The sequence below is a fragment of the Indibacter alkaliphilus LW1 genome (assembly GCF_000295935.2).
Classification (GTDB): domain Bacteria; phylum Bacteroidota; class Bacteroidia; order Cytophagales; family Cyclobacteriaceae; genus Indibacter; species Indibacter alkaliphilus.
Genome location: NZ_ALWO02000052.1, coordinates 226,840 through 249,161 on the forward strand (window position 1 = coordinate 226,840; position 22,322 = coordinate 249,161).

General features: G+C 40.1%; 21 protein-coding genes. 11 read left to right on the forward strand and 10 right to left on the reverse strand.

Annotated elements, in window-relative coordinates; genetic code table 11:
* Positions 1-42: 42 nt before the first annotated feature.
* Together A33Q_RS19315 and A33Q_RS19320 are read right to left on the reverse strand one after the other, a co-directional pair.
* The gene (locus A33Q_RS19315; protein WP_009033028.1) at positions 43-546 is read right to left on the reverse strand and encodes a hypothetical protein; all 504 of its coding nucleotides are present in this window, start codon (positions 544-546) and stop codon (positions 43-45) included.
* Positions 547-605: 59 nt separating this feature from the next.
* A complete protein-coding gene (locus tag A33Q_RS19320) occupies positions 606-1,106 on the reverse strand; it encodes a regulatory protein RecX (protein ID WP_009033027.1) in 501 nt (166 codons plus the stop codon).
* Positions 1,107-1,180: 74 nt separating this feature from the next.
* On the opposite strand from A33Q_RS19320, the gene tpiA reads away from it, so the two are divergent.
* From tpiA to A33Q_RS19365, 9 genes are all read left to right on the forward strand, one after another.
* Positions 1,181-1,942 (forward strand): triose-phosphate isomerase, encoded by a 762-nt coding sequence (tpiA, locus tag A33Q_RS19325; protein WP_009033026.1) that lies wholly within the window; start codon positions 1,181-1,183, stop codon positions 1,940-1,942.
* Positions 1,943-2,027: 85 nt separating this feature from the next.
* Positions 2,028-2,858: a 50S ribosomal protein L11 methyltransferase gene (gene prmA / locus A33Q_RS19330; protein ID WP_009033025.1), complete on the forward strand. Its 831-nt coding sequence runs from the start codon at positions 2,028-2,030 to the stop codon at positions 2,856-2,858.
* Positions 2,855-3,037 carry a hypothetical protein gene (locus A33Q_RS19335; protein WP_009033024.1) on the forward strand — a complete coding sequence of 61 codons (183 nt, stop codon included), beginning with the start codon at positions 2,855-2,857 and terminating at the stop codon, positions 3,035-3,037. The genes prmA and A33Q_RS19335 overlap by 4 nt, the downstream gene beginning before the upstream one ends.
* Before the next feature lie 107 nt (positions 3,038-3,144).
* Positions 3,145-5,310, forward strand: a complete 2,166-nt coding sequence (locus A33Q_RS19340; protein WP_009033023.1) for a TonB-dependent receptor — start codon at positions 3,145-3,147, stop codon at positions 5,308-5,310.
* 12 nt (positions 5,311-5,322) lie between these two features.
* The gene (locus A33Q_RS19345) at positions 5,323-5,976 is read left to right on the forward strand and encodes a hypothetical protein (protein ID WP_009033022.1); all 654 of its coding nucleotides are present in this window, start codon (positions 5,323-5,325) and stop codon (positions 5,974-5,976) included.
* Positions 5,977-6,122: 146 nt separating this feature from the next.
* Positions 6,123-7,196, forward strand: coding sequence for a sensor histidine kinase (locus tag A33Q_RS19350; RefSeq protein ID WP_009033021.1), 1,074 nt, complete (start codon positions 6,123-6,125; stop codon positions 7,194-7,196).
* Positions 7,193-7,945 carry a LytR/AlgR family response regulator transcription factor gene (locus tag A33Q_RS19355; protein WP_009033020.1) on the forward strand — a complete coding sequence of 251 codons (753 nt, stop codon included), beginning with the start codon at positions 7,193-7,195 and terminating at the stop codon, positions 7,943-7,945. Before A33Q_RS19350 ends, A33Q_RS19355 begins: the two co-directional genes overlap by 4 nt.
* 323 nt (positions 7,946-8,268) lie before the next feature.
* Positions 8,269-9,423, forward strand: a complete 1,155-nt coding sequence (locus tag A33Q_RS19360; RefSeq protein WP_009033019.1) for a DUF4221 family protein — start codon at positions 8,269-8,271, stop codon at positions 9,421-9,423.
* A gap of 142 nt (positions 9,424-9,565) precedes the next feature.
* Positions 9,566-10,723 (forward strand): DUF4221 family protein, encoded by a 1,158-nt coding sequence (locus A33Q_RS19365; protein ID WP_009033018.1) that lies wholly within the window; start codon positions 9,566-9,568, stop codon positions 10,721-10,723.
* Between the two features lie 91 nt (positions 10,724-10,814).
* Here A33Q_RS19365 and A33Q_RS19370 read toward each other — a convergent pair whose 3' ends face one another.
* The 5 genes from A33Q_RS19370 to A33Q_RS19390 form a co-directional block, all read right to left on the reverse strand.
* Positions 10,815-12,089, reverse strand: coding sequence for a TRAP transporter large permease (locus A33Q_RS19370; RefSeq protein ID WP_009033017.1), 1,275 nt, complete (start codon positions 12,087-12,089; stop codon positions 10,815-10,817).
* On the reverse strand, positions 12,086-12,559 hold the full coding sequence (locus A33Q_RS19375; RefSeq protein WP_009033016.1) for a TRAP transporter small permease: 474 nt from the start codon (positions 12,557-12,559) through the stop codon (positions 12,086-12,088). The genes A33Q_RS19370 and A33Q_RS19375 overlap by 4 nt, the downstream gene beginning before the upstream one ends.
* Positions 12,556-13,539, reverse strand: a complete 984-nt coding sequence (locus A33Q_RS19380; protein ID WP_009033015.1) for a TRAP transporter substrate-binding protein — start codon at positions 13,537-13,539, stop codon at positions 12,556-12,558. Before A33Q_RS19380 ends, A33Q_RS19375 begins: the two co-directional genes overlap by 4 nt.
* Before the next feature lie 431 nt (positions 13,540-13,970).
* Complete coding sequence (locus tag A33Q_RS19385; RefSeq protein ID WP_009033014.1) at positions 13,971-16,235, reverse strand: TonB-dependent receptor; 2,265 nt, start codon at positions 16,233-16,235, stop codon at positions 13,971-13,973.
* A gap of 65 nt (positions 16,236-16,300) precedes the next feature.
* Positions 16,301-16,669, reverse strand: coding sequence for a hypothetical protein (locus A33Q_RS19390; protein ID WP_009033013.1), 369 nt, complete (start codon positions 16,667-16,669; stop codon positions 16,301-16,303).
* A gap of 144 nt (positions 16,670-16,813) precedes the next feature.
* On the opposite strand from A33Q_RS19390, the gene A33Q_RS19395 reads away from it, so the two are divergent.
* On the forward strand, positions 16,814-17,188 hold the full coding sequence (locus A33Q_RS19395; protein WP_009033012.1) for a hypothetical protein: 375 nt from the start codon (positions 16,814-16,816) through the stop codon (positions 17,186-17,188).
* On the opposite strand, the gene A33Q_RS19400 is transcribed toward A33Q_RS19395, so the two are convergent.
* Positions 17,185-17,415 carry a hypothetical protein gene (locus A33Q_RS19400; RefSeq protein ID WP_040490720.1) on the reverse strand — a complete coding sequence of 77 codons (231 nt, stop codon included), beginning with the start codon at positions 17,413-17,415 and terminating at the stop codon, positions 17,185-17,187. The two genes, A33Q_RS19395 and A33Q_RS19400, sit on opposite strands and share 4 nt — an antisense overlap.
* 131 nt (positions 17,416-17,546) lie before the next feature.
* Between A33Q_RS19400 and A33Q_RS19405 the strand changes: the two genes are divergently transcribed.
* Complete coding sequence (locus A33Q_RS19405) at positions 17,547-18,452, forward strand: AEC family transporter (RefSeq protein ID WP_009033010.1); 906 nt, start codon at positions 17,547-17,549, stop codon at positions 18,450-18,452.
* On the opposite strand, the gene A33Q_RS19410 is transcribed toward A33Q_RS19405, so the two are convergent.
* Together A33Q_RS19410 and A33Q_RS19415 are read right to left on the reverse strand one after the other, a co-directional pair.
* Complete coding sequence (locus tag A33Q_RS19410) at positions 18,453-21,434, reverse strand: AsmA-like C-terminal region-containing protein (RefSeq protein WP_009033009.1); 2,982 nt, start codon at positions 21,432-21,434, stop codon at positions 18,453-18,455. It abuts the gene before it with no gap.
* Between the two features lie 59 nt (positions 21,435-21,493).
* A complete protein-coding gene (locus A33Q_RS19415; protein WP_009033008.1) occupies positions 21,494-22,285 on the reverse strand; it encodes an inositol monophosphatase family protein in 792 nt (263 codons plus the stop codon).
* Between the last annotated feature and the right edge of the window lie 37 nt (positions 22,286-22,322).

Here is a 22,322-nt window from a genome sequence, read left to right on the forward strand (position 1 = left end):
CGGTTTTTAAAGAAGTGTTGGCCTGCTATTCCAATAAGGAATTTAGGCAGATTTCAGTTTCAGCTCGCCTTTTCTTTTGACTATTTTGAGATCAAAATACTGATTGATAAAAGCTTTGCAATGATTTTCTGACCATTCTGCCCGAGACTCAGAATCAAAGAGAATTGTCATCCTAAGCATTGTCTTGACATACTGCTCGTGCCTGCCAAGTTCCTGGCACCATTTGATCAACTGTATGTACCAGTCTTCTTTGAATTTGTCGATATGGGATTTGCCATCAAAAAGTAGCTCGAGTTGGTTGTCCCCGTTTTTGTATCTGTAAATTCCACAAATCTGTCTGTAGATCATTTGCAGATAGATTTTGGGATAGGAGTGTGTGTCCAGAATTTTAACAAAAGTCTCATCCATCAACATTAAAGGGTTGTAAAGCTGGGTATAGGATTTTTTCAATTCAAAAACCATCAGTTCCATCAACTGGTCTTCCAGCATGGACTGAGCTTGTCTAAGAATGTAATTTTTGTCTAAAGGGAATAATTTCTGAATCATCTGGCAATCAAATCTTTCGCAAATTAGCCTTTAGATATTGAAAATTAAAGTTTTTGTCCTCAAATAAGTTCATCTAGCACACTTTGAACTAAATCATGCTCAAATCCTTTGGCCATCAGGAATTGTGTGACTTTATACCTACGCTTGTAATCATCCTGCTCCTTGGTGTTTTGAAGTTTTTTTTCTGCCTGATTTTTCAAAATCTCCCAATATTCTTCCGGTTCGATTTCTTTCATTCCGGATTTGATGCAGTAGGGACTGACCTGTTTCATTTTTAAAGCTTGATGGATTTTATTTTTACCCCATTTTTTAAGTTTGAATTTTCCTCGCACAAATGCCTGGGCAAACCGCTCCTCATTCAAAAAACCTTCTGATATCATTTCCGCAATCAGATCCTCAGCGTTGTCCCCATATATGCCCCGCTCATGAAGTTTGTTTCTGACTTCCAGTTGACATCTTTCCTGATAAGCACAATAGGCGGCTATACGTACCTTCGCTTCTGACAATGACCAGTACTTTTTAGGTTGATCGTAAGGATTATCTTTTCTTGGGAAGGACATTTTGTGTAATTTTAGCCCAAAGTAACTTTATGTGTTATTTTTTTCAAATCAAATCAACAAACCATTAAACAATCATGCGTAAAAAAATAGTAGCTGGCAACTGGAAGATGAACCTCAATTTCGAAGAAGGCCAAAAACTGACCTCGGAAATTGTCAATATGCTTAAGGATGAAAATGTGAAGGATGTGACAGTAGTTCTGAATCCTCCTTTTGTTCACCTGTATTCAGTAAATAAACTCATAGGAGATACACCAAACCTGTTTTTAGGTTCTCAAAACTGTTCTGATAAAGCATCTGGAGCCTACACTGGCGAAACCTCTGCTGAGATGTTGGCCTCTTTCGGTGCCAAGTTTGTCATCATAGGGCACAGCGAAAGAAGGGAATACTTCGCAGAGTCCAATCAGTTGCTCACAGAAAAGACCAAGCAGGCGCTGGCAAACGGTCTTACACCGATTTTCTGCTGCGGCGAGCCTCTGGAGATCAGAGAAGCTGGAACACACGAGGATTATGTCAAGGATCAATTAACCGAAAGTCTTTTTGGCTTCTCAGCGGAAGAAATGTCCAAAATAGTTCTTGCTTATGAACCGATTTGGGCTATTGGTACAGGAAAAACGGCCAGCTCTGATCAGGCTCAGGAAATGCATGCAGCACTTAGATCCCACATCGCCTCCAAGTTTGGAGCAGATATCGCAGACAACCTTTCGATTCTTTACGGAGGTTCGGCCAAGCCGGACAATGCAAAGGATCTGTTCAGCAAACCTGATGTGGATGGAGGTTTGATCGGGGGCGCATCCCTCAAGTCAAGAGATTTTGTAGAAATCGTAAAATCATTCTAAAAAATCAGAAATATTTATCCCGGAGTTTTTGGCGAATGACAATCCTTTTGCCTTTACTCCGGGTGTTTTTTTACCCAACGCAATCATGCACTACCTAGAATTTAAGATCAGCTGTAAGGAACCATTTCGTGAAATTTTAATTGCCGAATTAGCGGAAATTGGCTTCGATTCTTTTTTGGAAACAGACCAGGGTGTAGATGCTTATATTGAAGAAAGTCAATTTGAAAGGGATTCCTATCAGGAAGTCATAGACAAATACCAAGTAGCTGCATCAATTGTAGTAGAGGAAGGGTTGATGGACAAGGTTAATTGGAATGAGGAATGGGAAAAACATTATGATCCCATTATGGTAGGGGAGAAAGTGTATGTGAGGGCCTCCTTTCATGACGCCAAACCTGAATTTGAATACGAAATCCTTATCAATCCCAAAATGTCTTTCGGTACCGGGCATCATGCCACCACTTACCTGATGATTTCACATCAGTTGGAAGTAGACCATAGAGCTTGCCGGGTGTTGGATATTGGGGCGGGTACAGGAATACTTGGCATTATGGCCCACAAACTAGGGGCTGCACATGTTGAAGCGTTTGATATAGACGAATGGTGTGTTGAAAATGGCAATGAGAACTTTGATCTCAATGGCATGCAGGAAATAAGGATGGGAAAAGGTACTGTCCGGGAAGTAAAGCCTCAAGGTGAATTTGAAATTATACTGGCCAATATCAATAAAAATGTCCTTTTGGATGAAATGGAAGTATATGCTTCTTTGGTCAAGAAAGGTGGAAAACTATTTCTAAGCGGATTTTACGAACACGATATCGCAGACATCGAAGCCAAGGCCAATGAGTTTTCATTTGTAAAAGAAAGTCAAAAAACCAAAGACAATTGGGCAGCATTGCTCTTGACAAAGAAATGACAGAATTGATAATTTATGCCGTGATATTTTTGGCCTTAATAGGCCACACGCTAATGGCTTCCAAAATGTACAGCGCAGTGCACAAGGACACCTCTTTGAACCTTCATGAAAAGAATGACTGGAAATTGAAAGCCTTGATTTTTCCGCTGTATTTCTGGGGGAAATATAAAAACAGATAATTTTTCGGTAACTATTTTTGACAGTTCGGTCACCTGAACCCACACTTCAGTAAGCTTTGATTTTTTGAGGATTTCTTTGTTCCCAGATTTGGGTCAAAGTTAAAGCCATGAAAATCATTGTTATTTGCTGCTTACTGTTTTTGATACAGCCCATATTTGCCCAGAGTACCATCAAGGGCTTGGTCACAGACCAAAGAGGGCAAACCATTCCCGGAGTCAATATCTATCTGAAAGGGACTTTTGAAGGAACTTCATCAGAGATCGACGGTACCTATTTTCTGGAAACAGAAGAAAGGGGAGCCTATATTCTGGTTTTTCAGGCCATGGGATTCAAGTCCCAAGAGTTTGAAATTGATCTTGAAGGGAAAGTATTGGAAATCAATTCTACCCTAAAGGAAGCCATTAATGAAATGACAGCTGTAACCATATCTGCAGGAGCAATGGAAGCTTCTGATGAAAAAAAGGCAGTGGTTCTGAGGCCTGTGGATATAGTCACTGTGCCTGCAGCGATGGGGGATATCATAGGAGCTTTTCAGACTTTGCCCGGTACATCCAATGTGGGTAATGACGGGAGGCTTTTTGTCCGGGGTGGAGATGCATCGGAAACCTCAATTTTTATTGATGGGCTTAAGGTGGGGAATGCCTTCGGTACAACTGCCTCGAATGTCCCCACCCGCACAAGGTTCAATCCTAATTTGTTCAAAGGTTCTTTTTTCAGTACAGGAGGCTATTCTGCTGAATATGGTCAGGCGCTCTCATCTGCCCTGGCGCTGAAAACGGTGGATTTTCCGGTACGGAATCAAGGCGATATCAGCCTTATGTCTGTAGGGGGAGGGCTCACACAGACCTTGGCCGGAGAAAAAAGTAGTCTTACCGCTTCTGCCAATTATTTTGACCTGTCTCCATATCAGTCTTTGATCAAGCAGAATTTTGATTGGGAAAGGGCTCCTTTTGGCTGGGATGCTGAAATCTCTGCCAGACAAAAATGGGGAAAAAGCGGAGTGGTGAAAGCCTACCTACATACCGAATCCAATGGAATGAAAATCTGGCAACCCGTGCCTGGTTCGGAAGATAGAGGACAACTGGTAGGGGTGAAAAATAACTATACTTTTGGCCAGGCTTCCTTCAAACAATTAGGGAAAAATGATTGGAGCTATTATGGGGGCGTTTCATATTCCAACAATGTAGATCAATTCAACCTGGATCAATTGCAAGTCCGCAATCAAAATCAGGTGTTGCACAGCAAGGCTGTCGCGATAAAAGGGTTTTCAGACCGATTTTCCATCAAAACAGGCCTTGAGTCTTACCTATACACGTACGAAGAACAACTGTTGTCTGAAGGATTAAGCAGGGATTATCAGGATCATCACGCAGTTCTTTTCACTGAAGCAGATTATTATGTGAGCAATAAATTGATCTTACGAGGTGGGTTAAGGGCCGGTAACAGCAGCCTTGCCAAGCAAACCTGGTTGGATCCAAGAGTTTCCATTGCTTTCAAGTTTGATCATGATGGACAGCTTTCTTTGGCAGCTGGACAATTCAGCCAAATGCCTGTGGAGCAGTTGCGGATTTTGGATCAAAGTCTGCACAACACCATAGCAGATCATTTGATTTTGAATTACTTTCTGAGCAAAAACGGTAGGACTGTCCGGGCAGAGGCTTTTTACAAAGATTATAAGAAGCTCCTTACTTATGAAGTGGCCCAACTATTTCCAATGCCAATTGGGTTTGATAATATCCAGCAAAACGGAGAAGGATATGCCCGAGGATGGGATATTTTTTACAGAGATCAGAAGAGCTTCAAAAATACGGACTTCTGGGTGACCTACAGCTTTGTGGACAGCCAAAGGAAGTTTGCCCATTTTACCGAAATGGTTCAGCCCGGATTTGCACCTAGACATAACGGATCTGTGGTTGTCAAGCATTTCATTCAACCCTTACGGTCTCAGTTGGGTGTATCCTTTAGTATCAATGATGGCTACACCTATGATAATCCCAACCTGCCGGGACAGATGAATTCCAAAACCAAAAGCTTTCAGGATCTGAGCTTGGGTTGGAGTTACCTGCCCAAACCTAACCTGATCATCCACTTGGCTTGTTCCAACGTTTTGGGCCGGGACAATATTTTCGGGTATCAATACGCAAATGTAACCAATGAGAAAGGAGTGTTTGAAGGAAACCCCATCAGACTTCAGGCTCCCAGATTTTTATTTCTGGGGATTTTCCTGACCCTATCCAAAGACAAAACCGCAAATAATTTGAATAACCTATAAACTTCGAAAAAAATGAAAAAGTACAGTTTAGCAATTATCGCCATGATGCTGATTTCTTTCTTGACTCATGCATCCAATGAGGCTTATGTAAAGGCCATGCAAAAGGAACTTCAGGCTATGGGTAGTGCCCTAAGCCCTGAAGATTTACAGAAAATAGCCAATGGATTTGCCAGAATAGCTACTATGGCTCCCGAGGAATGGCTTCCTGAATATTATGCCGGGTTAGCCCTTGCAAATGCAGGATTCAGGTCACAAGGTGGCATAGAGGAAAAAGATACCTTCTTTGAAAAGGCAAAAAAACATGCCGAAAAAGCTGCCTCGATTTCTCCTGACAATTCGGAAATTGTGGCCTTGCAAGGTTTTATTACCATGGGAGAGCTGGCTGCAGACCCCAATAGTAGGGGGCAGCACCTTTCCGCCCAGGCCATGCAGACTTTCAACAAAGCTGTCAATCTAAACCGAAAGAATCCAAGGGCAGTGGTCATGCTTGCCCAAATGGAACTGGGAATGGCGCAGTTTTTTGGCCAAGGACCGGAAAAAGCCTGTGGATTGGTCAAGACTGCTTTGGATATGTTTGAGAAGGAAGAAGGTCTGGAAAGTAATGATCCATTAGCTCCAAAGTGGGGAAAAGATATGGCCCTGCAATTGAAGCAAACTTGCCAATAACCAATGCGATAGTAAAAGACCTGTCTGGTTTTTATAACCTGGCAGGCCTGATTCTATGATTAATAGGAAAGTTTATTCCCTATTCTTAGATTTAATACAAAAAAGCAGAGCTAATTACTGAAACAGAATTTAAGCTAAATCCTTTGATGGCTAAAAACAAACCTTTTAGTTCCGACAATATTTTTAAGTCATTCTGGAAATTCATCTTGTTGAATTTGGGGATAGTGCTGGTACTGTCGTTATTTCAATGTCCCTCTTGTTTCTTTTCTTGGGAAATATTTATTTCCAATAGAAATCAATTCATTTTTTCTTTTTTGATGTCCTCTTCTCTAAGTTTTGGGGGCTATTGGGTTGACAGATTTTATGAAAGTAAGATTTCATGGATCAAAGAACCACTAAAGAGGTTTTTGGCAACTGTTATTACTTACATGTTGTACTCTTTTATAGTGAGCTTTATTCTCATTACAGGTATGGTTTTAATCCTTGTGGAAGAAGTCAATATTTATAATATTTCCTGGATAAGAATGGTAGAAAACACCATCATGCCAACTATTATTGCATTTATTATAATTTCTATTTTTATCTCAAGAGGGTGGTTGATGGAATGGCGAAATGCCGCTATAGAAGCAGAAAAGCTCAGGACCGAGAAGTTTGCCAGCCAATACCAATCCCTCAAGGACCAGCTCAATCCCCATTTCTTATTCAATTCACTCAATGTTTTGAGCAACCTGGTGTACGAAAGTGCAGATAAGTCTGCTGATTTTATTCAGCAATTATCGAGGATCTACCGTTATGTCTTGGAGGTGCAGAATGAGGAACTTGCAAGCCTTCAGGATGAATTGGTTTTTGCAGAAAATTACCTGAGTCTTCAGAAAATCAGGTTTGAGGAAAGTCTGGAATATTTTATGGATATAGATGATGCAGCTGGTTTTTACATACCTCCACTTTCCCTTCAGCTGCTTTTGGAAAATGCCATCAAACACAATGTGGCCAGCAAGAAGCAACCTTTGAAGATTTTCATCAGCAAAAAAGCAGATCAACTGGAAGTGAGGAATATCCTTCAGCCCAAATCCGTCAAAGAATCTCCTTCTTCCGGAATAGGCCTTGAAAATATCCAAAAGCGGTACAAGCTTCTGAGTGGTAAAACTCCAGAGGTCGAAGATACCGGAAAAGAATTCATAGTCTCCCTGCCACTTCTAAAAATCGAACGAAGCCAATGAAAGTATTGATAATTGAAGATGAAAGGCATGCGGTTAGCCGGCTGAAAACCTTAATTGGAGAAACAATGCCCGAAGCTGAAGTGGATGGCGGTTTGGATTCGGTATCTGTTGCACTTTCCTGGCTGAAGCACAATCCTGCACCCGATCTTATTTTCTGCGACATTCAGCTGGCAGATGGTTTGAGTTTTGAGATTTTCGAAAAAGTGGAGGTGAAAAGTCCCATTATTTTCACGACAGCTTATGATCAATATGCCATTCGTGCTTTTAAACTCAACTCTTTGGATTACCTGCTCAAACCTATTGATCCAAAAGAGTTCAAGGCGGCCGTGGAAAAATTCAGGCAAATGAAAAGTGTCCCACAGTTGGACATGTCCTTACTCAAATCACTGCTCCATCAGGAAACTAAAGAATTTAAGACCAGATTTTTGGTCAAATTCGGGGAGAAGATACAATCCATACCGGCTTTGGAGGTTTCCTTTTTCTTCAGTGAAGAGCGGGTGACTTTTCTACAACACCAATCCGGAAGGAAGTACGTACTGGATTATGCCTTGGATCAGTTAGAGGGCATACTGGATCCGAAGCAGTTTTTCAGACTCAATAGAAAATACATTGCGGCAATTGAATCCATTGCCGAGATTCATACCTATTCCAATAGCCGACTGAAAATCCGGCTCAAAGACTGCGCGGATAATGATATTCTGGTCAGTAGGGAGAAAGTAGGAGCCTTGAAGGAGTGGTTGGATGGATAGGTGAGAAAAGGAGGAAGGATGAAGGATATAGGTGAAAGGATGAGAATTCGGGTTTGCTTTTTGAGTCAAGTGAACTTATGATCTAAGTCCTGTGGCTTCGGATCCGAATGTATAAGCTGATTCAGTATTCGGCTTATTTTTCACATTAAAAATTTGAAATTTTAATGTAAGAGGTGTCATTTGGCCTTAAATCCGGCGCCACAAGGTTAAGCTGACCTTGAAACCTATCATTTTAAATGTTAACTGCTTGTTTAAAAATAATTAGTTTTTAATTTTTGAAATTAATTTTTTAGTAATTAGATTGGGGTTTAATCCTGATAGAAATGAAAAATTTTCTTCTTATTGCACTTGGACTATTATTGTTTTCCTGCGGTGAAAATAAAACCGAAACAAAAGCTGACTTTTCTAACATAACATTCAGTATGGATACTGTGATAGTCGACCCGGGAGAGGAAATTATCAACTTAAGAGGCGGCTTGTGGTCCAGTACAATGAATTCAGATAACTCTAAGCTATATCTATGGGACAATCAGGTCTCTACTTTAGACATCATTGATATTGATGGTTTGAAACTTATCGAAAAAGTTAAATTTGAGAAAGAAGGTCCAAATGGTGTCGGTTCATATGTTAATTGGATGAGTTTGACAGATGATAATCAAATTCTCCTTGCCAATCATCAGGGAATAGGGAAATTTGATCTTAATAGTAATAAGTTATCGGAGCTAAAGTTAGAGCAGGGTAAATTTGAAGGAGACGTTTTGTTAGAAGGAGAAAGTTTTCACAACAAATCTTTTGCTTTGGAAGGCAGAGATGTGGTTTACGGTTTGTTGGGAAATCCATGGAGGAGCCCAAAAGGAACATTGTCCAAGGTAGATTTTGAAGCCAAAATTATAAAAAAAATAGACTTGCCTGGTGAAGATGTATTGCCTGAGTATGTGGTGAATGGAAATACTGAAAATATGTCCACCATTATTACTTCTATAAAAAATGTTCGAAAGTTTGGAGATAGGCTGGTTCTATCCAGCTCAGGCTATACTGATCTATATGTTCTGGATTTGAAAAATGACAGTGTTTATCATGTGGACTATTCTCCTCAACTATCTGCAAAAGCTAAGAAAGGCAACTATCCTTCAGATGTTGATTCAGAGAAGCGCCTGAGGGAAGTCATCCAGGACATATATGCGGAAATCAACTTCCAGCCACCGATTTGGGATGAACAAAACAAAAGATATTATAGGTTTTCCTTCGAGACAAGCCCTATGGAAAATAATAATTGGCCCTTATTTCAATCAGCTGAACAAAAACCTTTATCCAAATTGTTTTTGAGCGTATTGGATGAAGATTTCAATCTTCTCGGCGAATCCGATCTAAGCCACTTGGGTAGTGTGCCTACCTTTGCTTTTGTAAAAGATGGTAAAATTTGGTATTACGTGAATGTGGATGATGAGCTTGGTTTTGTGAGAATGACTTTTGATTGATGATTTCTCCATTAATTTTTGCTTCCCCTTTTACTGAGGGAGAGAGGTCAAGCCTTGAACTATATTTATTAACTAATTATCACATTGATTTTTTCTATATTAAACAATTAGTGATTACATTGATGTTCTAATCTGCTCTTTTATGAAAAACTATGCAATAGCCTTATTTTCCTCTCTCATCTTTGCATGTGGAGGTGGAAATGAAACTGAAACCGGAACTGACTTTTCCAATATCACTTTTACCATGGATACAGTGGTTGTAGATCCTGGAGAGGAGATAATGAATCTTAAGAATGGGCTTTGGTCTAGTGTAATGACTGATGACAAAGAGGTGCTTTATCTCTGGAATATGGATGAATCCACTATGGACAAGGTCAGTATCAATGATTTGCGATTGGTAGAAAAAATTAAATTTGAAAAAGAAGGGCCTGATGGTGTTGGCTCATACGTAACATGGATGACTATTTTGGATAATGAAAGGATTCTGATTGCCAACTTCCAGGGCATGGGTCTTTTTGATATGAAAGGAAAGAAACTCAAGACTTACAAATTGGATAAGGAAAATTTTGAGGGAGATACTTTAATGGAAGGAGAAAGTTTCAACCGTAAGTCCCTCATCTCTCAAGATGGTAATATAATTTATGGCTTGATGGGCAATTGGATGAATGAAAAGCAATCTTTTAGTAAAGTTAATTTTGAAGAGATGGTTGTCAAAAAATTTGATTTGCCAGGCATTGAAAGTTTGAAAGATTATTCAGTGATGTTGAAGTCAGACCAAATGATTATGGTTTCTACTTCTGATAAATCACTTCAAAGGGTCGGTAATAAAATCATTCTCTCCAACTCAGCTTATGCTGCGCTTTTTATTTTTGATACTGAAAAAGACAGCATATATCAAGTCGATTATGAACCCAAATTAACAGCCAAGGCGAAAAAAGGAGACTACCCCAAGGAGGTTGATTCTGAAAAGCGGTTCAAAGAAGTGATGGCCGATATCCGTGCAGAAATCAATTTCAGAGAACCGATCTGGGATCCTTCTTCAAAACGATATTACAGGTTTTCATATGAAACCAACCCGGGTGAAATTTCCAATAAGCCACCTTTTGATGAGGAAGAAGAAAAACCAATCTCCAAGGTTTACTTTACGGTGTTGGATGAAAATTTCAATATTTTAGGTGAATCCCTGATCCCTCAATTGCAAGAACCTCCAAGTTATCCTTTTGTCAAAGAAGGTAAAATCTGGTATTACGTGAATGTCGATGATGAGTTGGGCTTTGTAAGGATGGAGTTAAACTACTGATGCTCTATGACTTGACTGTTTTAATTTCTCTGTTTCTTGATTTCATTTTACCATGAAAATCGTAATTTTTACTTTCATTTTTCATGGTAAATCAGTCATAAAACAAACCCGGTAAGTAAAGTGATATCTCTGGCACATAGGTGACTAAAAACAACACGAGTAAACTTATCAAAAGAAAGGGCAGGCCTGCCCTGCTGATTTTTTCCAAAGAAATTTTTCCTATGCTGGAAGCCACAAAGAGACAGATCCCAACTGGGGGAGTAGTCAGTCCGATTACTAAATTGACTACCATGATGATGGCAAACTGTATCGGATCCACACCCACATGCATGACCACGCCCAACAACACCGGAAATAATATCAAAAGCGCTGCAATGGTTTCCATAAAGGCCCCAACAAAGAGTAAAAGCAGATTGATCAGAAAGAGGATCATGAATTTGTTTTCGGTGATTCCCAATAGGCCGTTGGCAATCATTTGGGGGATTTCTTCCACAGTCATGATCCAGGCAAAAAGATTGGCAAAACCCACCAAGACCATTAGGGAAGCGGTAGTTTTGGCAGACTCCAAGATAATGCGGGGGATCATTGTAAGTTTCAGTTCTCGGTAGACAAACAGTCCGATCACCATAGCATATACAACTGCAGCAATAGAGGCTTCTGTAGGAGTGAAGACACCTCCAATAATTCCAAACAGAATCAACACGGTCATCATAATTGCCCAAAATGCCTGATAAAAACTCTTGGCCATCTGTATGGTACTCACCCTTTTCTTTTTGGGGTAGTTTCTTTTGGCCGAAATCACATATGTAATTCCCATTAGGCCAACACCAAGCAAAATCCCCGGAATGATTCCGGCTACAAATAATTTTCCTACTGAAAGCCCGGTCAAAGTAGCCGCTATGATCATGGGCAAACTCGGAGGAATGATCGGTCCCAAAGTGGAGGAACTGGCAGTCACTGCACAGGAAAACTCTTTGTCGTACCCTTCTTTTTCCATAGCAGGTATCATAACCGCCCCTATACTTGCGGTATCTGCTATGGCTGTACCTGATATTCCTCCAAAAAGCATGGAGGCTCCTACATTGGCCAATCCAAGACCACCCCTGACATGCCCAAGGATTGCATTGCAGAAATTGATGATTCTGCCTGTAATGCCACTGGCATTCATCAGGTTACCGGCAAGGATAAATCCCGGTATGGCCAGCAAGACAAATACATCTATACCTGCATACATTTTTTGAGGAATGACAATCAAAGGCAAATCAGAAAAAATCAGGTAAACAAATGAAGATAAGCCCAGAGCAAAAGCAATTGGAACACCAATCAATAGCAATAAAATAAAAACTATAAACAGCAATAGTATCATGCTTTTAGCTTTAAGATTTTGCTATTGATAAAGATTTCCCTGATCACATACCACAATGTCAATGAGCTCATCGCCAACATAGATAAATAGACCAGACCCATATTAAGTTTCATAGACGCGGATTGTTGAAGGGTTACAATGTGGATAAGCGGGATACTGAAATACATCATAAAACTCATCAAAAGACCAATGCAAGAGAGTATCAAAATTTCCAATCGGATTCTGGATTTTGGCCCCAACCTGTCAAAAATCAGCCCAACTCTTACATAGCTTTTATCCTTGATGGCCAATCCAGCTCCTAAGCTTACCATGTAGATAAAACAAAATCTGGCCAGCTCTTCTGTCCACGATGGCGACCATGGTAAGGCATATCGGGAAAAAACCTGGATACAAACACTTAGCATCATCAGCATAAATGTGCCTACGACAGCCATGCCCAATACCTGCTCTAAGCTGAATTTTGATTTCATTTTATGGCTTGGATTCTTTTGTACATTTCCTTTTGTTGGGCATTGAAGTTGCGCTCCACTGCTTTGCTGGCAAAACTTTGGAAGGCCTCTTTGTCCACTTCGACAAATTGCATTCCCTTGGCCTGAAGGTATTCCCGATCCAACCCTTCCTGTTCTAGGAAAAGACCATGCTCATATTCCTGCATCATTTCTGCAGCCTCCAGGACAACTTTCTGAAGTTCTTCTGGCAGTTTATCAAATTGTTTTTTCCCCAAGACCACATAAGCCCAGCCTTTCACATGTTCGGTCAGATTTACGTATTTCTGAACCTCATAGAGCCCGGCATTTCTGATATGGGAAAAAGGGTTTTCCTGACCATGAATGGTTGATTGCTGTAAAGCGGTGAAGATCTCAGAGAATGCCATCGGTGTAGGTTTGGCACCCATCGCACTCCAGGTGCTGACAAATAAAGAGACATTTGGTACGCGGATGATCAGGTTATTGAGGTCGTTCGGATGAGTTATGGGAACATTTGTAGTAAGGTTTCTGGCTCCTCTTTCAAACCAAGCTATGGGTTTGAGCCCTGCCACATCTTCAATATGCTTTTCTATTTCTTTCCCAATGGGTCCACCGGCTACTTTTCTGAGATGTTCGGAATCACGGATGGCATAAGGGGTGGCACAAAAAATTGCCAATGGCAAGCTCCAGTTTTCCAAAGATTCGGCAGTTATCAGAAGGTCAACCGAACCGCTGAGGATACCGGTGATCATGTCCATTTCCTTTCCAAGCTGTTCGTTGGGATATATTTTGACCTCGATACGGCCAAAGGATTTTTTCTCTACTTCTTCTTTAAATTTAATGGCTGCTTTATGCCAAGTGTTGTCTTCATTGACGATGTGCCCAAAGCGCAGTGTATATTCAGGCTTTTCTTCATCTGAACTGCAGGAGCATACAATATAAGCCGATAATAAAAAGATGAATAGCCTATAGAATGGCTGCATTTGGTTTTTGGATTATTGTAAAAAACAATTTAACCGAAAAAAATAAAAATTACTTTCAAAAATATGGCTTATCGCAAAATTGTCTGACCGACGGTGATGAGAAACACTTTTCCAAAACTTAGTACACTGCTTTGACTCCTTCTGTCAATAATCTATCTACTTTGGAAATGTTGGAAAATAAAAAAGCCCTTTTGATCAATCAAAAGGGCTTTTTAGTGTATTGAAGGTTGTATTTCCTTGGGATTATGTCGCAAAGATATTTACTAGGTATTAAGTTGATACCTGACTGCCAGCAGCCAGGATAGATATCTATTTTCCTTGACATTTACAGCAATATCCATCAGTATCCAATATCGATTAATATCCTATATTGATGCAAATAAGTTTAATTGGATGTTGACCGAATATTGTAAAAACATCAGATTGATTCTTTAAAACGGTATCCTCACATTCAAAGCCACATTCCTCCCGATTTGATTGATGCCAAATGGTCTGAAGAGTGACATGTGATCCAGATAAGTTTGGTTCAATAAGTTGGTACCGCTTACATATACATCTAGCGTATTATTTCCTACCTGTACATTTCCACCTACATTCAATCCCAACAGGTAATATCCTGGAGTAGCTTCTTCAAGAGGAGCGGCTCTGTTTTGGTCAAATACAGCTGTACCCAAAAGGCTGATGTAGGGTCTCTGGATTCCGGCGAAGTTTTTCAACCTGAAATCCACACCCTGGGTCCATCTGAAAGCAGGAATATAAGGCAGGAAGCTCCAGTCAGAGCGTCTTTGACCTATTACCATGCTGTACCCGGAATGGAAATTCATCCACTTGGCACCGGTTGGCTGGTATTGAAATTCCAATTCACCACCATACAACCTTGCGTCGGCCTGTTCAAATTCCCATACAGTAAGATCTCCCATCATTTCATCTGTTGGAGAGAAGAAGATATAATTGTTGATATGGTTGTAAAAAACTTCTCCTGAAATACTAAAGCCATTTCTGCTATACCTGACACCGAAATCAGTTTGTAAGTTTTGTTCTCTTTCGAAGCTGGCATCACCTCTTTCAAACCGGCTAGTACCTGGGTGCGGTCCGTTTGAGAATAATTCGGCGAGATCAGGGGCCCTAAAGCCTTGGGCAATATTCAATCTGAATCTCCAGTTGGTACTGGGCCTGAAAGTAGCACCGGCACTGGTGGTGACCCCATCAAAAGTCCTTTCCAGTCTTCTGTCAGCAGGCTCTCCGGGAAGAATAAAACCGTAATCTATAAGGTTGGGAGCGTTAGCATCAGCAACCACTTTTCTCCAATCATATCTCAGTCCCCCTTGAAGTACCCATTTGTCTTTGTTGTAATTGACCAAAGCATATGCGGAACGGTCATCTTTGGTTGCATCAGGGATAAGAATTTCCTCGGCTTCATCCATGTTGGTATTGGTCAGGTAAAAACCCTGAACTCCAAAAATCAGCTCTGTATGCTCGGTTAAGGACTTGAAATACTTCAGGTCGTACATGAAATTGCTTTGATTTAGTCCCAAATCAACTTCATCAAAATCATCTTCAATTTCTTTTCTTTGGTTGATATGGTATCCGAATGTCGCTTTCAACCTGTCATCTCCTAGGTATATATTAGTTTCTGAATTTAAAAAGTGATCCCTGACATCTTGAAATGGCAGCTGCATGGAGCGGTCATTTCTTGTAGTTACCAGCTCATCCATTTCATCTTCTTCAAGGATGCCAAGATTTTGTTGTAGGTAGGTGTATCTGATGCGGGTATCGCCCCAATCTTTTTTGAGCCCAACTCCTGCTTTGATATTTTGTGTATTGAAGCGGGTATTTCCCACTGTATTTCCATCACCGTCCAGGTAATCAGCATGGGATTCTGTAGCTGCTCTCAATGACCAGACAAAACCGTTTTCACTTGCTCCTTTAGCTCCAGCTTCAGCTCTGCCACCTAGGGAGTTGCTGAACCCTCTGAGGTTCACATCACCGTTGATTTCTCCTGCGGAAGCATCTCTGTCCTCTATAAGATTGACCACTCCGGCCATTGCTCCAGAACCATAGATGATGGATGCAGGGCCCTTAATCATTTCAATATCTGCAATGCCTGTTTCTGTCATCCCAAGCCCATGATCTGCTCCCCACTGTTGGTTTTCAAATCGAGCTCCTTGGTAAACCGACAAGACCCTGCTAAATGATAGGCCCCTGATCACGGGCTTGCTGATACCAGGTCCCAACGATATCTCACTGACTCCTGGAGTTCTTGTCAATGCTGTCATCAGATTTGGAGCAGGCATTTTCAGAATTTCATTTTTATTGATTTTTTCAATATTGATGGGGGAGCTTTCCTTGCTCATTACATATGCCCCCGAAACAACCACTTCATCTATGGATGTGGTGCTCTCTTCCAGTTCTACAGTCAGACTACCCACTCTACTTGGATTGAGTGTTTTGACCTCTGTGGCATAGCCAATAAAAGAAATTTGGATGGTTATATTTTTTTCGGGCAGTGAACTTAAGTTAAAGTTACCGTTTAGGTCTGTTACTACGCCTCTGTTTAATTCTGGTATAAAAACTGAAACGCCAGGAAGTGGAGTTTTGGAATCTTTGTCCACCACTTTTCCTGAAAGGGAAATATCTTGAGCGGCAATCACTCCTACTGAAAACAGGAAGGATATAGCCACGAATAGTGATCTCATGGTAATATGAATTTTAAAATATTAAAGAATAAAAGAAATATGGCCTTGAAATAAAAGGCTGCTATTTAAGAAAAGATTGGGGGACCCCGATGATCAAAGCCAAGAGATGTAGTTTGAAAAAAATCATGGGAAACAAATGAAGAAGCTTTACTTTCATTCAATTCAGGTGCTTGAGGAATAGCTACTTCAAAATGAAATGCAAAGTACTCTCCATGAGCAATCAGGTCCAAAATGATCAACTCCATCTCGGTATGCCCGTGGTCTGAAGCGTCTTCATCGGTAATATCAAACAGCACTGGGTGTGCGTGGGTGATAATCTTGCCGTTTTCGAGTTCATGGGAGTGGAAAAAAAGTACTCCATTAGTCAGGATACTTAGCATTAGGGCTAAGCTCATGTGGCTGATGAAGGGAACAATTTTTCTCCAGATTCTCATTTGAGCGAATTTCGCATTTAGAACACGAAGATAATAAAGATTGTTAAGTTAGACTTGCCTTTTTTATTTTTTTATTATGGCAAAACTTATATTTAGATATGGCTAAAAATAATTTATCAGGCTTTTTATAAGTAATTTTCCTCTATGATAAATTACGATTACAGGCCGGAGACCTATTTTGACGGCACAGGACCTTCCTCTCTGATAGCAAAACTTTTTTATCCTGAAAGTCAGTGGGGTGAGGAAATTAATATTTACGCAAATGTGATAGACGGTGAATTTAATTTTGAGGCGATTGATTTTTACGGAAATGATATCAAGCTAAATCCGGATAAATCCCGGCTAATTCTAAGTCTTCAAGAGTTAATTTTTTTGATTGAAACTATGGAGATAGATCAAAAAGGAGCACTTGGAAATGCTGAGCTCACCTTATCCGGAATCCCTGAAGCCGAAAGCCATTATTATCCTGATTTGGAAAGGTATTTTTCGGAGAAAAGGAAGTATTATGGGCTTCGCTAAAAGTCTAGAATGGTATGATATTCTAAGGATTGAATGTGAAATGTTCTAAACCAATAGTTATAAGTTTCAAACGGAACACAATCATTGAGCTCCATTCCCTGAAATTCCAGCTTTTGTAGGCTATCTGCCGGCAACCAACTTCTCAAGTCATTTGCCTGGTCTATGGTAAGCTGGGAAAGTTGAATGACCTTTTGGCCTTTGATCATTAAGGGTATAAGTTTTGTCATGGTCAGCTTTGTTTATCCTTTTACAAATGAAACCTATTTTAATTGGGCTTTGGTTAAATATAAATTACCCTTGTGTTAATTTTGGGAAATAGATTTTCAAAAAATATTCAAGTTTTTGCCCTTCTTTCTCTATGCTTAATATTATCCTTATTGTAGTTTTTTTGGTTTTAGGGATATTCCTGCAAAAGGTAAAAGCTATACCTGCCAATCTAGCTACCTATCTCAACAATTACTTAATTTATGTAGTCCTGCCTGTATTGGCTTTAAAATACCTTCCAGAAGTTGATTTGAAGCTTGACCTTGTATTGCCAATAGCGACAGCTTGGATGAGCTTTGCTTTGTCATGGGCTATATTTGGTTTCTTGGGGAAAAAGCTGGAATGGAAGGACTCACTTACAGGTTGTCTTATCATAGTTTCAGGCCTGGCCAATACTTCTTTTGTAGGTTTTCCGATTGTCAGAGCCTTATATGGAGAGGAAGCTGTAAAAATTGCCCTGCTGATCGATCAAGCAGGATCCTTTATCATCGTGAGCAGTATTGCAGTAATCGTTGCCTCGATATACAGTGAAGGCAAAAAGAGAAAGCGTGATATCTCCAAAAAAATACTTACGTTTCCTCCTTTTTCTTTCTTCATCATTGCTATGCTGATGAATGTGCTGGATTTGGAAATTCCCTCAGCAGCAATACCGGTTTTTGAATTTATTGCTGCCACACTCACTCCAGTTGCTCTTGTGGCTGTAGGACTTCAGGTTAAAGTTAATTTGAAGGCAGTTGGTTCTCCATACCTTTGGTTGGGTTTGGGGTACAAGCTGTTGCTTATTCCGTTGGTTGTATATGTTTTGTACACGGGTATTTTCAGATTAGATGGACTTCTCCTAAAAGTATCAGTTATTGAAACAGCCATGGCACCCATGATTACAGGATCTATCATTGCTATTTCTCATGATTTAGAGCCCAAGCTGGCATCCTTACTCGTTGGAGTAGGGATACCTTTATCTTTCTTGACTCTATCTGTTTGGTATTTTGTATTGGCTTGATCAGCGAATGCTGGTTGTATCTGGTTTGGTGGTATTTCTTGGGCGCAATACATTCCGAAGTACATTTTTAGCTTCATCTACTGCCCTGTCTTTGGTCTCTGAAGCTTTCCTTTCAGCTTCTCTTTTGACACTATCCTGCATAGTTTCTGCCTTTGACCTTACTTCTCTTCTAATACTGTCCTCTGCAGCTTTGAATTGTTGCGTAGCTTGTTCCTGGATATTTTCTCTTTCTTGACTTACTCTTGAGCGCAGCGCATTGGACAACAGGTTTTCTATGCTGTTTCCTCCTGCAAGTGAAACTCTTGGATTATTGTAAGTACCTCCAAGATTTAAGGATACAGGTATAATAGTGGATTCACTGGCTTGTGTTCCTGTAATTGTGGAAAGCAATTTGTTGGCCATAGAGCCAAATTTTCCAGCTGGAACTTCCATATTAATCAGGTAGTTTATCCCTCCATCGAAGGATGTACTTCCCTGAATATTTGCCTGATAATCCCAAAGTCTTACATCAAATGGTCTTACATCCATTACGCCATTATCAATTTCAATTGGGATACTGATGTTTCTCATCTGAAGGCTATTGGATTCATTTAATCTGGTAACCTGAGAAACTGCCTGTAAAAGCTGAGGGTTTTGATAGGCCGCTTCTGCTACTCTGAGTAAACCTTTCCCATCCAAGGTTGAAAGAATTGGCATCATATCCGGTCCTAGCTTTCCGGAGAAATTCAACTTCGTATTGAAATTTCCAGTCAAATGCTGGGCTATTGGAGCAAATGCTTTCACAGTATTAAATGCTTCAAATGCTCTTGGAATACTCAAGCTTGATATATCCAAGTTGAAATCAAAAAGAGGCTCGGTGATGTTTCTTGGATCATAACTTCCATTCATACTTACTTGTCCTCCAAGAGTGCTCATTGCGGCATCTCTGAATTGAAGAATTCCATCCTTGATGCTGAGATTACCCCTTACATTTTTTAAACTCAGGTTGTCATAAAGAACCTCATCCATATTGACAGCGAGGTTGAAGTCAATATTTGTGGGGAATGCGATTACACTCAATTCCGTGGTGTCTGAAGCGTCAGCGGTCATCCATTCATTGATATCAAATCTACTGGAGTTTAAGTTGAGCTGTCCATTCAATACTTCATTTTCTTTTAAGAAATAATCCAGATAATTAGATAAAAAACCACTTGCTTGAAGTGGGCTTTTACCTAACCTGGAATCAAAAGATTTCAAATTGATTCTTTGTGGCGAGAACTCTACAGAGGAATTGTTGATCCGTACTCCTTGAGGTAGATCTGTTGAATTGAAATAGAAATCCATCAGATCCATCTCACCACGCATATCTATGCGGTTGTATCGGCTAGCTTCTACATCAGCATAGGACCCTTTGGTTTGAAGGTCAGCTTTTAGCTTACCTTCCATGATGATATCTTCCATAGGGAAGATGGCCAATATTTTACCTAAATCCACCGATCCCATCAGAGCTCCATCCCAATTAAGTTTTGAAAAATCCTGAATTCTAAGATTACCGGAGACCTGCTCGTCTTCCAATTCGAACCCAAATTGGGTAAGATCTACCACGAAATCATCCATTTGGCCACTTGGGTTAATGATGCTGGCAATGAAGTTTAATTTTTCAATGGGAGCAGGGTAATCCTCACTTTTTACAAAACCATTGCTTAGGTTGAGTTTGGTATCAATACTAGGGATAATCTGAGCTGCTGAATCATACCTGCCTTTTGCAGTTGCATCTACATCTAAAATACCCTTCAGTGTAATGCCTTCTACCGGAAAAATTGAAGTAAGTTCTTCCAAATTCAATTTGCCCCTCAATGCACCATCCATGGTGTAATCTACAAGATTGGCCAGTGAAAACCTTCCGGAAATAGGATTGCTACCAAAATTCATGTTGAAGGTTGGGATGTTTATAGTGGTATTGTCCAAGTTATTTGTAGCATTGGCAATCTGCATGTCTACATTGATATCGCTGACAGGTCTTGGAAGATCGGGGTATTGAAACATACCATCTTCTACTTTAAGGGAAATATCAAAGGTAGGGAAACTGCTTTCATTATAGATTCCTTTCATGAAGCCTCTAAAGTCCATGTTTCCAGATGTACGGAGATTTTCAAAACTATCTGTATAAATACCGGGAACCAAAGAAAGGACACTTTTGAAGGAGTTGTTTTTACCCTCAAAAGACAGGTCCATTTCTATATCATCTTCTGGCAATGCGATATATCCTTGAAGATCAAAAAGAAAATCATTCAAGGTAAAGCTACCATCTCCAAGGGTAAATTTAAACTGTTCCAAATCAACATTGAGTACAGTTTCTCCTTTGAACCGCTTGCTTTTCAAGTAATTGGTTCCTTCATAAGAAACATCGGCAATATATGCTTCCATCTTCATAGGAAGATCGTAGACATCAAGGGTAAAGTCTCCCCTTCCTTCTATATCGATTTGGCCTAAAGCCATAAAAAAATCAAGCTTATGGTCATTATAGATCAAATCAAGATCATTGACTTCCAGAATATCTACAGCCATTTTAAAGTTACTCTCTGTAGGTGCTTCTTCGGTAGGATAGGTGATGTCGTAGTTGGCGGTGCCGTCCTCAAGTACTTTTACATATAAGCTTCCTCCGTTCAAATGCATTCCTGTCAGTGTTGGATATTCATCGAAGAGAACACTTCTGAGGTTGAAATCTACCTGAAGTTGGTTTACATGGATCAAGGTATCATTTTGGAATGGAGGATTACCAATAATGCCAAACTCCCTCACGGTAGCGGAAATATGGGGGAACCTTCGGAAAATACTCAGGCTGATATTGTTGAAGTCATAATAGACCTGTGCATTGACTGATGCCTGTATTTCTCTGTCAATTCTTTCAGCTATTTTATCTTTGAAAATAAATGGGAGTGCTATCAGGATCCCTAGAATTAAGAGAAATACGGCACCCGCTATCAACAGTTTTTTTTTCATGACACCAATGAGTTTTTAATTTTAAACGAAAATCCCTCTAAAGAGTCTTGCGTTTTGGATTACCAGACTTTTTGGATTTCGCCCATAAGTTCTGTATGTACATGCGAATTACTTGCCAAGATTGTTTTTCCAAACAAATAGTCATTGTCACCTTCAAAATCTGTGACTTTTCCTCCTGCCTCTTGTAGGATAATTACACCTGCGGCCACATCGTAAGGCTTGAGGTCGTATTCGAAAAATCCTTCAGATCTTCCACATGCCACATAGCATAGATCAGTAGCAGCACTACCCATTCTTCTTAATCCATGGCAGGTTTCCATAAGGCTTCGCAAAATTTTCAGGTAATTATCAATCTTACTGAATGCCGAATAAGGGAACCCCGTTACTACTAAGCTTTCGGAAAGTGTTTTAGGTTTGCTGACTTGAATTTTTTTCTCGTTTAGATAGGCTCCGTTTCCTTTACTGGCGTAAAAGCATTCATCAAAATTGACTTCATAGACTACTCCCAATACAATTTCGTCTTTGTATTTGAGCCCTATACTTACTGCAAAAATCGGAATACCATGAATAAAATTGGTGGTACCATCCAAAGGATCTATGATCCAGGTATAGTCCTTTCCACTTTGACCTGCAGTGCCTTCTTCAGCTATAAAATCAGCTTCCGGCAAAATTTCTCTCAATTGGCTGACGATTATCTTTTCGGCTTCTTTGTCCACATAAGATACCAGGTCATTCAATCCCTTTGACTCTATTTTGTTCCTATCAAAGGTTTTGGATTCCTGACGGATAAATGCACCGGCAGTTTTGGCTGTATCAATTGTTTGCTTAAGAATGTTGGATAATTCTATCATTTTTAATTTGATTTTTTGATTAATGAAAGGTTGAGGG